This window comes from Pararoseomonas baculiformis (assembly GCF_017813395.1).
Taxonomy (GTDB): Bacteria; Pseudomonadota; Alphaproteobacteria; order Acetobacterales; family Acetobacteraceae; genus Roseomonas; species Roseomonas baculiformis.
Genome location: NZ_JAGIZB010000015.1, coordinates 65151 through 78101 on the forward strand (window position 1 = coordinate 65151; position 12951 = coordinate 78101).

Here is a 12951-nt window from a genome sequence, read left to right on the forward strand (position 1 = left end):
CGGACGAGCAGTCAGTGAGGCATTGGCAATGGCGGGGGAAATCTTCGGCGATCTCTCGCCGATGCCGGGCAGGCGGGTGAGATCGGCCGCATCCTTGCTCTCGCCTGCAGCGACGAGGTGATCTTCGAACTCGACGCGCCCACGCGTCGGTCCTGAAGCATCAGGGACCTGCATCGCCTTGAAAGGTGGGCCAGGCAGCGCGGGCCGTGATCAGCCCTGGAAGGTGTCGCAGTCCCGGATATTGCCGCTCTCGAGCCCACGGCGGAACCAGCGGGTGCGCTGCTGGGCGCTGCCATGGGTGAAGCTTTCCGGGCGGATGCGTCCGCCGCCCACGCGGTCATCGCCGACGGCGGCGGCGGCGCGGAGGCCTTCCTCGATGTCGCCCTGTTCCAGGATGTTGCGGGAGCGCTGGGCCTGGTTGGCCCACATCCCGGCCAGGCAATCGGCCTGGAGTTCCACCCGGACCTGGAGCTGGTTGCGCTCCACATCGGAGAGCCTTGCCTGGGCCTGCTGCACGCGGGGGAGAACGCCCAGGAGATTTTGGACGTGGTGCCCGACCTCATGCGCGATGATGTAGGCGGCGGCGAAATCGCCGGTGGCACCGAGCTGGCGCTGCAGCCGGTCCATGAATTCGAGGTCGATGTAAACGCGCTTGTCCGCGGGGCAGTAGAAGGGCCCGGTCTGCGCCTGGGCGAAGCCGCAGCCGGACTGGGTGGCGCCGGAGAAGAGCACGAGGACGGGCTCCTCGTAGCGGCGGCCGAGGGATGAGAATTGCTGGTTCCAGACGCGCTCGGTCTCGCCCAGGACCTGGGCGACGAAGCGGCGTCCGGAATCCTCCTGGCCGCCCTGTGCGGGGCGGGGAGCGGCCTGGCCACGGCCATCCGCGTAGGGGCCGGGATCGAAGCGGCGTTCCTGCGGGGCGGGCTGGGGTTCGGGGCCCATCCCGCCGCCACCGAGGATCACGGAGGGATCGATCCCCAGCAGCAGGGAGACCACGAGCAGCACAACGCCGCCGATGCCTCCCACCGCAACGCCGCCGCCCCGGCGCCCGCCGAAGCCTCCACCGAAGCCGCCGCGGCCGCGGCGGTCCTCGACATTCTGGCTCTCGGGTCCGTCGAGGCGCATGGCGATCCGTCTCCCTGGTTGCGGGCGGAGGGCGAACGCCCGCCCGCGAGCCAGGGTTTCGGGTTGGTTCAGGCGACGGTCAGCTGCACGTCCACATTGCCGCGCGTGGCGTTCGAATAGGGGCACACCTGGTGCGCCTTCTCGACCAGGGCCTGGGCGTCCTCACGGGTGAGGCCGGGAAGGGAGATGGTGAGGGCGGCGGTGATGCCGAACCCGCCTTCGCTGCGCGGGCCGATGCCGATCTCGGCGGTGACGGTGGTGTCGGCCGGGACCTTGGGGCCGCCCTGGGACGCGACGGCCTTCATGGCGCCGAGGAAGCAGGCGGAGTAGCCGGCGGCGAAGAGCTGCTCGGGGTTGTTGCCGGTGCCGCCGGCGCCGCCGAGTTCCTTCGGCGTGGAGAGTCGAACATCGAACGCGCCATCGGCGGTGCGGGCATGGCCCTCGCGGCCACCCGTGGCGGTGGCGGAGGTACGGTAGAGGACGTTCACGGACATGGTCGGTCCTTTCGGGGTGTGGCCGGCCTGGTCAGCAGGGAACCGGCGCCGGGGCCTTCATGTCACGCCACTCCGTCGCGCGCGATATAATCGCGCGCATGGCTGCCATGATGGGAAAGGCTGTGTGGCGGGATCGCGCGCGCCCTAATTCCTTGAAGGATTCCGGAGGCCCCCTTCCATGTCTGACGTGCTGCCCCGGCCGGCCGAGATGCTCTGCTTTTCCCTCTATGCCGCCAATCACGCGCTGACCCGCGTGTACAAGCCGCTGCTGGAACCCCTGGGCCTGACCTATCCGCAGTTCCTGGTGATGCTCAGCCTCTGGGCCGAGGATGGGCTGACGGTGGGGCAGATCGGGGACCGGCTCTTTCTCGAATCCAACACGCTGACGCCGCTGCTGAAGCGGCTGGAGGCGGCCGGGCTGGTCGCGCGCGCGCGGGATGCGCGGGACGAGCGCGTGGTTCGGGTGCGCCTGACCCCGGCCGGGCGCGGCTTGCGCGAGGGGGCCGAGGCGATTCCGGGCTGCATCCTGCAGGCGAGCGGCCTTGAGGCGCAGGAGGCGACCCGTCTGCGGGAGGAGGTGGAGCGGCTGCGGCGCGCCCTGGAGACGAGCGGCGCCGGCTGAGGCGGGGCTCAGCCGCCTTCCGCGAGGATGGCGGCCAGGCCTTCCCGCCAGCCGGGATAGCGCCAGGTGATGCCCAGCGCGGCCTTGGTGCGGGTATTGGCGATGCGGCGGTTCTCCGACCAGAAGGAGAGCGCCATGGGGGACATGGTGTTGCGCGCCTCCGCGAAGGGGATGGCGGGGGGCGGGTCCCGGCCGAGCAGGCGGGCGGCCCCCTCGGTGACCACGGCGCTTTCGGCCGGTTCGTCATCGGCGAGATGCAGGACGCGGATGCCGGGCGGCGGTGGCGCCGTGGCGGCGGCGAGCACGGCGCGGGCGATATCGTCGCGGTGGATGCGGCCGAAGGCATGGCCGGGTTTGAGCACGCGGCGGGCGCGGCCGGCGCGGAGGTCGTCGAGCACGCTGCGGCCCGGCCCGTAGATGCCGGCGCAGCGGAACAGGTCCACCGCGGCGCCGGGGGCGAAGGCTTCCCATTGCGCCTCCGCGGCGCGGCGGCGGATGGAGCGGGGCTGGGTGGGGGCCGGCGCGGTTCCCTCATCCACCCAGGCGCCACCGCGATCCCCGTAGACGCCTGTGGTGGAGAGATAGCCGATCCAGCGGAGCGGGGCCTGGCGAAGGGCCGGCCCATGGGCGGCGAGGGCCGGGTCGCCCCCCTCCCCCGGCGGTGCGGTGACGACGAGATGGGTGGCGGTGGCGAGGGCCGGCCCGGCGGCGCCGAAGGGGAGCAGGGCCACGCCCTCCGGCGCCTCCGCGGTGTCCGGGTTGCGGGCGGTGGCGCGGACGCGCCAGCCGGCTGCCCGCGCGGCGCGGGCGATGGCCGTGCCGCTGTAGCCGAGGCCGATGATGAGCAGGTCAGGCGTCATCCGCCATCCATGGCGGCTGGCGGCTTCGCCCGCTAGATTGGCGGTGATGCGAATCACCTTCCGCCATGCGCTCATGGGTGCTGCCACCCTTCTGGTGGCGGCTGGTCTGGCGGGCGGCCTGTGGTGGACCACGCCCGGGCCGACGCCGCCCGCCGTGCCCGAGGCGGCCGAGGAGGTGCTTCCCCTGCCCCCGGAACCGCCCCGTGTGGCGGACAGCGCGGAATACGAGGCCTGCCTGGGGCAGCTTCGGAACGATGCCCAGGGCGCGTTGAGTTTCGCCGAGACCTGGGAGGCGCGCGGGGGCGCGGATGGGGCGCGGCATTGCTCGGCCCTGGCGCTGCTGGGGCTGGGCGAGCCGGAGCGCGCGGCCGCGCGGCTGGAGGCGCTGGCGGCCCGCGCGACCGCCGCACCCGCGGCGCGTGCGGCACTGTTCGGCCAGGCCGGGCAGGCCTGGATGGTAGCGGGCCAGCCGGTGCGGGCCTATGGCGCCTTCACCATGGCACTGGCGCTGGCACCGAACGATGCGGAGTTGCTGGTGGACCGGGCCGTCGCCGCCGGCACGCTGGGGCGCTTCAGTGACTCGCTGGCGGATACGGACCGTGCGGTGGCGCAGGATGCGCGGCGCGCCGAGGCCTGGATCTACCGGGCGGCCGCGCTGCGGCACCTGGACCGGGCGCAGGAGGCGCTGCAGGACATCGAACGGGCGCTGGCGATCGAGCCGGGAAGCCCGGAGGCGCTGCTGGAGCGCGGGATCCTGCGGCAGTTGCAGGGGGACACGGCGGGAGCGCGCCGGGACTGGGAGGCGGTGATCGCGAACAGCCCGGACAGCCCGGCGGCAGACCTGGCGGAGCAGAACCTGGCGCTGAACGCGGCGGGGCCGGCGCGGCGCTAGCGCCGTTCAGAAATCCAGGTCGGCGTAGTGCGCGGGTGGGGTGAGGCCGCTGACGCGGTCTGCCAGGATGGGGCGGAAGGCCGGGCGGGACTTCACGCGGGCATACCAGTCCTTCATCGCGTCGTTCAGGGACCAGTCGATGTCGCCGATATAGTCCAGGCAGGAGAGATGGGCGGCGGCGGCCAGGTCGGCCAGGGAGAGCTGGTTGCCGGCGAGCCAGGCGCGGGTTTCCGCGAGCCAGCCGAGATATTCGATATGCGGGCGCAGATTCGCGTATCCCGCGCGCAGCGCGCCGGCATCCGGGTTGCCGCGGCCAAGCTGGCGCTTCAGCTGCTTCTCGAAATACAGGTTGCGCGTGACCTCGCGCGTGAACTTGTCGTCGAACCAGGCGACGAGGCGGCGCACTTCGGCGCGCTCGGCATGGGTGCGGCCGAGCAGCGGCGTGTCGGGATAGGCTTCGTCGAGATACTCGCAGATGGCGTAGCTGTCCGCGACGACGAGGCCGTTCTCCTCCTCCAGCACCGGCACGGTGCCGGCGGGGTTCATCGCCAGGAATTCCTCGCGCCGCTCCCAGATCCGTTCGGCGCGCAGCTCGAAGGGAATGCGCTTCTCATGGAGCGCGAGGCGCACCTTTCGGCAGGCCGGGGAGAGCGGGAGGTGATGGAGGATGCGCACGGTGCGGTTCTTCTGCCACCCGTGCGCCGCTTCGGCAAGATAGAGGGCGGTTGAAGGAAGCCGCCCAAATCCTTGTTGCCATTCTGTTTGTGCTTTGCGTGACAGGAACGTCACGCGGCCGGGCCGGCCAGGCTGGCCGGCCCGGCGGAGCGGGCTACTCCGCGGCCATGAGCTGGTCGCTCATCGGCTGCGGGAGGAGCTTCGCATAGTCCTTCGGCACGACGTGCCAGAAGGAGCCACGCTCCTCGTTCCAGTCGTTCAGGATGCGGGCGGCGAGGCGCGAGCCCGTTTCCCGCGCGTGGCGCGCGATGAGGCCGCGCAGCACGCCTTCCCAATGGGCGGAGCCGAGGCGTGCCCAGAGCAGCGTGTCCGGGTTCAGACGGCGCTCGAAGGTGTTGTCCGAATCCCAGATGAAGGCGTGGCCGCCGGTGAAGCCGGCGCCGAAATTGTCGCCGACCGCGCCGAGGATGACGACCGTGCCGCCGGTCATGTATTCGCAGCCATTGGCGCCGATGCCCTCGACCACCGCCGTGGCGCCGGAGTTGCGGACGGCGAAGCGCTCGCCGCCCTGCCCTGCCGCGAAGAGCTCACCCGCCGTCGCACCGTAGAGCACGGTGTTGCCGAGGATGGTGTTCTCCTCCCAGACGAAGTTGGCGGAGGGACCGGGGCGGACCGTGATGGTGGCGCCGGACAGGCCCTTGCCGACATAGTCGTTGGCATCGCCCAGCACCTCCAGCTTCAGGCCGCGCACGCCGAAGGCGCCGAGGGACTGGCCGGCGGAGCCGCGCAGGCGGACGGTGAGATGACCGGGCTGCAGGCCGGTCATCCCGAACTGGCGCACGATCATCGAGCTGGTCTTGGTGCCGATGGCGCGGTGCGTGTTCTGGATGTTGTATTGCAGCTGCATCTTCTCGCCGCGCGAGAAGAGGGCCTGGGCGTCGCGGATCATGTCCGCGTCCAGCGTCTCCGGCACCTCGTTGCGGCCCTCCAGCGTGCAGTGGGAGGGATGGCCGCCGGCATCGGCCTGGACCAGCAGCGGGTTCAGGTCGAGGTCGTCGAGGTCGTCGGCGCCGCGGGAGACCTGCTTCAGCAGGTCGGTACGGCCGATGATGTCCTCCAGCTTGCGGAAGCCGAGCGAGGCCAGGATCTCGCGCACCTCCTCCGCCACGAAGGAGAAGAGGGAGATCACCTTCTCCGGGCTGCCCTCGAACTTCTTCCGCAGATCCTCATCCTGCGTGCAGACGCCGACGGGGCAGGTGTTGGAGTGGCACTGGCGGACCATGATGCAGCCCATGGCGACGAGCGAGGCCGTGCCGATGCCGAATTCCTCGGCGCCGAGCATGGCGGCGATCACCACGTCGCGGCCCGTCTTGATGCCGCCATCCGTGCGCAGCTTCACGCGGTGGCGCAGGCGGTTGAGCAGCAGCACCTGATGGGTCTCGGAGAGGCCCATTTCCCAGGGGAGGCCCGCATACTTGATCGAGGTGACGGGGGATGCACCCGTGCCGCCGGAATGGCCGGAGACAAGGATGGCATCCGCCTTCGCCTTGGCCACGCCCGCCGCGATCGTGCCGATGCCGGAGCGCGAGACGAGCTTCACGCAGACGGTCGCATCGGGGTTGATCTGCTTCAGGTCGTAGATGAGCTGGGCGAGATCCTCGATCGAGTAGATGTCGTGGTGCGGCGGGGGCGAGATCAGCGTCACGCCGGGGGTGGAGTGGCGGAGCTTCGCGATGAGGCCCGTGACCTTGAAGCCCGGGAGCTGGCCGCCCTCACCGGGCTTGGCGCCCTGGGCGACCTTGATCTCGATCTCGCGGCAATTGTTCAGATACTCCGCCGTGACGCCGAAGCGGCCGGAGGCGATCTGCTTGATGGCGGAGTTCGCGTTGTCGCCATTCGCGCGCGGCTTCGCGCGCGAGGGATCCTCGCCGCCCTCGCCGCTGTCGCTGCGGGCGCCGATGCGGTTCATGGCGATGGAGAGCGTCTCATGCGCCTCCGGGCTGAGGGCGCCGAGGGAGATGCCGGGCGCGAGCAGGCGCTTGCGGATCTCGGTGATGCTCTCGACTTCCTCCAGCGGGATGGGCTTCGCGGCCTCCCCACGGAAATCCAGCAGGTCGCGCAGTGCCACGGGGGGCTGCTGGCGCACGGCGTGGCTGTAGCGGCGGAAGGTCTCGTAGCTGTCCGTGTCCACCGCCTTCTGCAGCAGGTGGATCAGGCTGCCCTCGAAGGCATGGGCCTCGCCGCGGCGGCGGAGCTTGTAGAGGCCGCCGACGGGAAGCGTGACCTTCGCCTGGTCCCAGGCGGCCTTGTGCATGTCCAGCACGCGGCGGGCGATGCCCGAGAGGCCGATGCCGGAGATGCGGGACTGGGTGCCCGGGAAGAACTCCGCCACCAGCGCGCGGGAGAGGCCGATCGCCTCGAAATTCATGCCGCCGCGATAGGAGGAGAGCACGCCGATGCCGATCTTCGACATGGTCTTCAGCAGGCCCTTGTCGATGGCCTTGCGGTACCTGGCCACGCTCTCGTCCAGCGTCATGCCGGGGAAGAGGCCGCGGCGGTGGCGGTCCGCGATGCTTTCCTGCGCGAGATAGGCGTTCACCGTGGTGGCGCCGGCCCCGATCAGCACCGCGAAGTAGTGCACATCCATGCACTCGGCCGAGCGGATGTTGAGGCTGGTGAAGGTGCGGAGGCTGTGGCGCACGAGATGGGTGTGCACCGCGCCGACCGCGAGGATCATCGGGATGCAGGCGCGCTCGGCGTTCTGGCCCTCATCCGAGAGGATGACATGGGAGCAGCCGGAGCGGACACCCTCCTCCGCCTCGCGCCGGATGCGCTCCAGCGCGCGGCGCAGGCCTGGCTCGCCCTCCGCCACGGGGAAGGTCGCGTCCACCTCGCAGGCCGTGTCGCCCATATAGGCGCGCATGGCGGCGAACTCGGCGTTGGAGAGCACGGGGCTGTCCAGCATGAGCATGTCGCACTGGGTCGGGTCCTCGTCGAGGATGTTCCCGAGATTGCCGAGGCGCGTCTTGATCGTCATCACCCGTGTCTCGCGCAGGCTGTCGATGGGCGGGTTGGTGACCTGGGCGAAGGCCTGGCGGAAATAGTGGTGCAGCCCGCGATACTGGCGGGAGAGCACGGCGATGGGGGTGTCGTCGCCCATGGAGCCGACGGCCTCGGCGCCTTCCTCCACCATCGGGTGCAGGATCGCTTCCAGATCCTCGAGCGTGTAGCCCATGGAGAGCTGGCGCCGGCGGAGGGTTTCGCCTTCGAGCAGAGCGGCCTCACGCGCATCGGCCTTGACGATCTCGTCGATGCGGGTGGTGCGCGCGGTCCAATCGCCCCAGGGCTTGCGGTTGGCCAGCATGTCCTTGAGCTGGCCGTCGTCGTAGAAGCGGGCCTCGTTCAGGTCCACGCCGATGCACTGGCCCGGGCCGAGGCGGCCGCGGGCGAGGATCAGGTCCTCTGGCACGCGCACCATGCCGGTCTCGCTGCCCACCACGAGCATACGGTCCGCGGTGATGGTGTAGCGCATGGGGCGCAGCCCGTTGCGGTCCAGGCCGGCGACGACCCAGCGGCCATCGGTGGCGGCGATGGCCGCGGGGCCGTCCCAGGGCTCCATGACCGCGTTGCAGTACATGAAGAGGTCCTGGTGCGCCTTGGGCATGGTGGCGTTGCTGCCGATGCTCTCGGGGATCAGCATCGCCTTGGCCATGGGCGCGTCGCGGCCGGCGCGGACCAGCAACTCGAAGACATTGTCCAGGCTCGCCGTGTCGGAGTTGCCGGCCTGAACGACAGGCTTCACATCCTCCATGAACGGGTCGAGCGAGGGATGGGAGAGCCGGGTCTCGTGGCTCTTCATCCAGTTCACATTGCCATGCACCGTGTTGATCTCGCCGTTATGGGCGAGGGTGCGGAAGGGCTGGGCCAGGCGCCAGGTGGGGAAGGTGTTGGTGCTGTAGCGCTGGTGGTAGATGGCGAAGCGCGAGACGAAGCGCGGATCCACCAGGTCCGGATAGAAGACCGAGAGGCTCTCGGCCAGGAACATGCCCTTGTAGATGATGGAGCGGCAGGAGAGCGTGCAGAGATAGAGGTCGGGGATTTGCGCGGCGATGGCCTGCTTCTCGATCCGGCGGCGGATCACGTAGAGGTCGCGCTCGAAGAGATTCTCGTCCCGCTGCTCCGGGTCGTAGATGAGGATCTGCTCGATCTCGGGGCGGGTGGCGTTGGCCTTCTCGCCGATGCAGGTGACGTCGATGGGCACCTGGCGCCAGCCATAGATGCCGTAGCCGGCGTTCAGGATCTCGGTCTCGACGATGGAGCGGCAGCGCTCCTGCGCGCCCAGGTCGGTCTTGGGCATGAAGACCATGCCGACGCCGATGCGGCCCGGGCGCAGCTTGTCGCCGCCGCGCGCCACGGCTTCGGCGAAGAAGTCCTGCGGGATCTCGAGATGGATGCCGGCGCCGTCGCCGGTCTTGCCATCCGCGTCCACGGCGCCGCGGTGCCAGACGGCCTTCAGCGCGTTGATGCCGGCTTCCACCACGTCGCGGCGCGCGACGCCATCGAGCGCGGCGACGAGGCCGACCCCGCAGGCATCGTGCTCGGCGATGTCGACATGCGCCTCGTCGCGGAGCGCGGCGGCGTTGCGGAGGTGCTGGGAGACGTAGTCGGTCATGGTCTGCTCTCCGCTCACTCGGCGGCCTGGGCGACGCTGTCGCGCGCCATCACGTATTCGGCGATCCGGTCCGCGACATCGCGCCCGTCGCGGATGCCCCAGACGACGAGGGAGGCGCCGCGCACGATGTCGCCGGCGGCGAAGACGCCGGGGAGGCTGGTCATCATGGTCCTGCGGTCCACGGCGAGGGTACCCCAGCGGGAGACCTTCAGGCCGGGCTCGTTGAACATGACGGGCAGGTCCTCCGGGTCGAAGCCCAGGGCCTTGATGACGAGATCGGCGGATTCGATGAAGGAAGAGCCGGGGATGGGCTCGACCTGCTGGCGGCCGGTGGCGTCGGGCAGGCCGAGATGCATGCGGGTGACGCGAACGCCGGTGACGCTGCCCTCTCCCTCGAAGCCTTCCGGCGCCGTCAGCCAGGAGAAGCGCACGCCTTCCTCCTCGGCATTGTGCACCTCCCGCATCGAGCCGGGCATGTTCGCCTTGTCGCGCCGGTAGAGGCAGGTGACGGAGGCGGCGTCCTGGCGGATGGAGGTGCGGAGGCAGTCCATCGCCGTGTCGCCGCCGCCGATCACCACCACGCGCTTGCCCTTGGCGTTCAGCGCGCCGCTGTCGAATTCCGGCACGGAATCGCCCAGGCCCTTGCGGTTGGAGGCGGTGAGGAAATCCATGGCGGGGACGACTCCCTCGAGATGGGAGCCCGGCACCTCGATGTCGCGCGCCTTGTAGACGCCGGTGGCGATGAGGACGGCGTCGTGGCGGGAGCGCAGCTCCTCCATGGTCACGTCACGGCCGATCTCGCAGTTCATGTGGAACCGGATGCCGCCTTCGGCGAACTGGGCGGTGCGGCGGGTGATGACATCCTTCTCCAGCTTGAAGTTGGGGATGCCGTAGATCATCAGCCCGCCCGCGCGGTCGTAGCGGTCATAGACATGGACCTGCCAGCCCTGGCTGCGCAGGCGCTCGGCCGCGGAGAGGCCGGCGGGGCCGGCGCCGATGATGCCGACGGAAAGGTCCAGTTCCCGCACCGGCTTCGGCGGCTTGACCCAGCCCTTCTCCCAGGCGGTGTCATTGATGTAGCGCTCGACGGCGCCGATGGTGACGCTCTCGAAGCCCTTCTCGATGACGCAGTTCCCCTCGCAGAGCCGGTCCTGCGGGCAGACGCGGCCACAGATCTCGGGGAAGGTGTTGGTCGCGGAGTTGACCTCGTAGGCCTCTTCCAGCCGTCCCTCGGCCGTCAGCTTCAGCCAGTCCGGGATGTTCTGCTGCAGAGGGCAGTGGACGGAGCAGAAGGGCACGCCGCACTGGGAGCAGCGGCTGGCTTGCTCGGCGGCTTTCGACGGCTCGAAGCGCTTGTAGATCTCGTCGAAATCCTCGCGGCGGATCGTCGCCGGACGCTTTTCGGGCGTCTGCTGCGAGAGGCGGACGAATTGGAGCATGCGCTCGGCCATGGCGCGATCCTTACGGAACAGGCCCGGGCCATAGGGGCCCGGCGCCTAAGGGCGGGCCGTTCGGGCCCGTTTCGGCGGCGTCTTGCCATGCCGGAACGGGTCCCGCGAGTTGAAAATGGCGGTTATGGCAGAATGAGTGTCCTTTTTAGTGGGGAGTTCCGTCCTTCGGAATTGAGAAACGCTCTCAGTTCCCGCACTAAGGTCCGATTCGGTCCTACTGGCCGCCACCCCGCCGGAAGCGGGCCAGATAGCCCGGCAGGATGGTTTCCATTGCCTTGGGCTCGATACCCAGATCGCGCAGCCCGGGCCGGTCCGCGGCGACCACATTGTCCTTCTTCAGCAGCAGAAGCTGGTCGCGCGTGAGCGGCGGGTTTGGCATCCAGCCCGTGAGGCCGGCCTGGAAGCGCGCGAGTCCTTCGGGAAGCTCCACCACCCGGCGGCGGCGGCGGATCACGCCGAGCATGTATTCCATCAGCGCGCGGAAGCTGGCGGCGCGCGGCCCGCCGAGCTCATAGACCCGGGCGGCGGCGTCCGGCCGTTCCAGCGCGGCCATGATGGCGTCTGCCACGTCGCCGACATAGACGGGCTGGAACCGTGTCTCGCCCCCCACGACCGGGAGAACGGGCAGGAAGCGCGCCATTCCGGCGAAGCGGTTGAAGAAGCTGTCCCCCGGCCCGAAGACAATGGAGGGGCGGAGAATCGTCGCGGTGGGGAAGGCCGCGAGCACCTCCGCCTCCCCTTGCGCCTTGCTGCGCGCATAGAGGCTTTCCGCTGCGGAATCGGCACCGATGGCCGAGAGATGCACGAGATGGCCCACGCCGGCCGCCGTGGCGTGGCGCGCGACGCGGCCGGGCAGCGCGCCGTGAATCCGGGCGAAATCCCCTTCCCGCTTTTCCGCCAGGATGCCGACGAGGTTCACCGCGACATTCGCCCCCGCCACGGCGCGGGCCACATGGCCGTCATCGAGCGGCCCGGCGGCGAGCGGCACGATCTGGCCGACGAGGCCCTGGGTCATCAGCGGGCGGGCCGCTTCGGGCGCGCGGGTGACGACGCGGACGACATAGTCGCGCTGCGCCAGGCGCTGGACGACATGGCGCCCGATAAAGCCCGTGCCCCCGAAAACCACTGCCACGCGACGCGCCATGTTCCGTCCTTCCGCTATGGGCCTGCAATGCATCTAGGGCCCGTTGCGGCGCGCGCAAAAGGGCGGGGCGGGAATGATTGCGGAATTCTGTCGGAAGGTGCCTTGACGGGTTCTCCGGCCGGCCATAGAAGCCCGCCCACGCCGCTGCGATGCAGAGGCGCCCGGCCCCCTTGCCCAGGTGGCGGAATTGGTAGACGCGCAGGTTTCAGGTACCTGTGACCGCAAGGTTGTGAAGGTTCGAGTCCTTTCCTGGGCACCATCTCCCGGCCAGTTGCCGGGAGGACAGAGCGGGTGGCAGATCCCCTGATGGGAACCACCCTTTTCATGCCGAATGCCACGATCCATCTGCACCGGGACGATCTCCCGGATGGGCTGTCGCTCGGCCCTGTCGTGGCGATCGACACGGAGACCATGGGTCTCAATCCTCATCGCGACCGGCTTTGCCTTGTCCAGCTCAGCGGCGGGGATGGCGTTGCGCATTGCGTCCAGATCCGCCCCGCACGTCTGGGCGGGCGTGGGGCGGATTGCCCGAACCTGAAGGCGTTGCTGGCCGATCCCGCGCGGGTAAAGCTGTTCCACTTCGCGCGCTTTGATGTGGGGATCCTGCGCCGGGAGCTCGGGGTGGAGGTGGCGCCGGTGCGCTGCACGAAGATCGCCTCGAAGCTCGTCCGGACCTATACGGACCGCCATGGGCTGCGGGACCTGTGCCGGGAACTGCTCGGCGTGGACATCTCAAAGCAGCAGCAGAGCAGCGACTGGGGTGCGGCGGAGTTGACGCCGGAGCAGCTGGCCTATGCGGCCTCGGATGTGCTGCACCTGCATGCTTTGTGGGAGCGGCTGGAGGGCATGCTGCTGCGCGAGGAGCGGCTGGACCTCGCGGAGGCCTGCTTCCGCTTCCTGCCCACCCGGGCGGCGCTGGACCTGCTGGGCTACCAGGAGCCGGACCTGTTCGCCCACTGATCGGGTTACGGTCCGGAAATGCTTGGCACGATTCTTGATTAGCTAATGTTGTCCAG

The 12951-nt window shown here is 69.8% G+C and carries 10 protein-coding genes and 1 tRNA gene; 4 read left to right on the forward strand and 7 right to left on the reverse strand.

Annotation, left to right across the window (positions count from 1 at the left end):
- Positions 1–210 precede the first annotated feature (210 nt).
- Together ypfJ and J8J14_RS15925 are read right to left on the reverse strand one after the other, a co-directional pair.
- Positions 211–1125 carry a KPN_02809 family neutral zinc metallopeptidase gene (gene ypfJ, locus J8J14_RS15920; RefSeq protein ID WP_209380525.1) on the reverse strand — a complete coding sequence of 305 codons (915 nt, stop codon included), beginning with the start codon at positions 1123–1125 and terminating at the stop codon, positions 211–213.
- Positions 1126–1193: 68 nt separating this feature from the next.
- Positions 1194–1619, reverse strand: coding sequence for an organic hydroperoxide resistance protein (locus J8J14_RS15925; protein ID WP_209380526.1), 426 nt, complete (start codon positions 1617–1619; stop codon positions 1194–1196).
- Positions 1620–1797: 178 nt separating this feature from the next.
- On the opposite strand from J8J14_RS15925, the gene J8J14_RS15930 reads away from it, so the two are divergent.
- A complete protein-coding gene (locus tag J8J14_RS15930; RefSeq protein ID WP_209380527.1) occupies positions 1798–2241 on the forward strand; it encodes a MarR family winged helix-turn-helix transcriptional regulator in 444 nt (147 codons plus the stop codon).
- 8 nt (positions 2242–2249) lie between these two features.
- Here the strand turns inward: J8J14_RS15930 and J8J14_RS15935 are convergent, their stop codons facing one another.
- Complete coding sequence (locus J8J14_RS15935) at positions 2250–3101, reverse strand: Rossmann-fold NAD(P)-binding domain-containing protein (RefSeq protein WP_209380528.1); 852 nt, start codon at positions 3099–3101, stop codon at positions 2250–2252.
- A gap of 46 nt (positions 3102–3147) precedes the next feature.
- Here J8J14_RS15935 and J8J14_RS25475 point away from each other — a divergent pair, with 46 nt between their 5' ends.
- Positions 3148–3993, forward strand: coding sequence for a tetratricopeptide repeat protein (locus J8J14_RS25475; RefSeq protein ID WP_209380529.1), 846 nt, complete (start codon positions 3148–3150; stop codon positions 3991–3993).
- Between the two features lie 6 nt (positions 3994–3999).
- On the opposite strand, the gene fzlA is transcribed toward J8J14_RS25475, so the two are convergent.
- The 4 genes from fzlA to J8J14_RS15960 all read right to left on the reverse strand — a co-directional run bounded on the left by fzlA (position 4000) and on the right by J8J14_RS15960 (position 11935).
- Positions 4000–4668 carry an FtsZ-binding protein FzlA gene (gene fzlA / locus J8J14_RS15945; protein ID WP_209380530.1) on the reverse strand — a complete coding sequence of 223 codons (669 nt, stop codon included), beginning with the start codon at positions 4666–4668 and terminating at the stop codon, positions 4000–4002.
- A 154-nt stretch (positions 4669–4822) separates the two neighbouring features.
- Positions 4823–9340: a glutamate synthase large subunit gene (gltB, locus tag J8J14_RS15950; RefSeq protein WP_209380531.1), complete on the reverse strand. Its 4518-nt coding sequence runs from the start codon at positions 9338–9340 to the stop codon at positions 4823–4825.
- A 14-nt stretch (positions 9341–9354) separates the two neighbouring features.
- Positions 9355–10791, reverse strand: a complete 1437-nt coding sequence (locus tag J8J14_RS15955) for an NAD(P)-dependent oxidoreductase (RefSeq protein WP_209380532.1) — start codon at positions 10789–10791, stop codon at positions 9355–9357.
- Positions 10792–11005: 214 nt separating this feature from the next.
- A complete protein-coding gene (locus J8J14_RS15960) occupies positions 11006–11935 on the reverse strand; it encodes a complex I NDUFA9 subunit family protein (RefSeq protein ID WP_209380533.1) in 930 nt (309 codons plus the stop codon).
- A 172-nt stretch (positions 11936–12107) separates the two neighbouring features.
- Here J8J14_RS15960 and J8J14_RS15965 point away from each other — a divergent pair.
- Both J8J14_RS15965 and J8J14_RS15970 read left to right on the forward strand, forming a co-directional pair.
- Positions 12108–12194 (forward strand) — tRNA-Leu (locus tag J8J14_RS15965).
- Positions 12195–12241: 47 nt separating this feature from the next.
- Positions 12242–12895 (forward strand): ribonuclease D, encoded by a 654-nt coding sequence (locus J8J14_RS15970; RefSeq protein WP_209380534.1) that lies wholly within the window; start codon positions 12242–12244, stop codon positions 12893–12895.
- Positions 12896–12951: the final 56 nt, after the last annotated feature.

Bases quoted from the DNA above. Each gene is read 5' to 3' on its own strand.
- J8J14_RS15960 (WP_209380533.1), bottom strand. From the start codon at position 11,935: ATGGCGCGTCGCGTGGCAGTGGTTTTCGGGGGCACGGGCTTTATCGGG.
- J8J14_RS15935 (WP_209380528.1), bottom strand. From the start codon at position 3,101: ATGACGCCTGACCTGCTCATCATCGGCCTCGGCTACAGCGGCACGGCC.
- J8J14_RS25475 (WP_209380529.1), top strand. From the start codon at position 3,148: ATGCGAATCACCTTCCGCCATGCGCTCATGGGTGCTGCCACCCTTCTG.
- J8J14_RS15955 (WP_209380532.1), bottom strand. From the start codon at position 10,791: ATGGCCGAGCGCATGCTCCAATTCGTCCGCCTCTCGCAGCAGACGCCC.
- ypfJ (WP_209380525.1), bottom strand. From the start codon at position 1,125: ATGCGCCTCGACGGACCCGAGAGCCAGAATGTCGAGGACCGCCGCGGC.
- J8J14_RS15925 (WP_209380526.1), bottom strand. From the start codon at position 1,619: ATGTCCGTGAACGTCCTCTACCGTACCTCCGCCACCGCCACGGGTGGC.
- J8J14_RS15930 (WP_209380527.1), top strand. From the start codon at position 1,798: ATGTCTGACGTGCTGCCCCGGCCGGCCGAGATGCTCTGCTTTTCCCTC.
- J8J14_RS15970 (WP_209380534.1), top strand. From the start codon at position 12,242: ATGGGAACCACCCTTTTCATGCCGAATGCCACGATCCATCTGCACCGG.
- gltB (WP_209380531.1), bottom strand. From the start codon at position 9,340: ATGACCGACTACGTCTCCCAGCACCTCCGCAACGCCGCCGCGCTCCGC.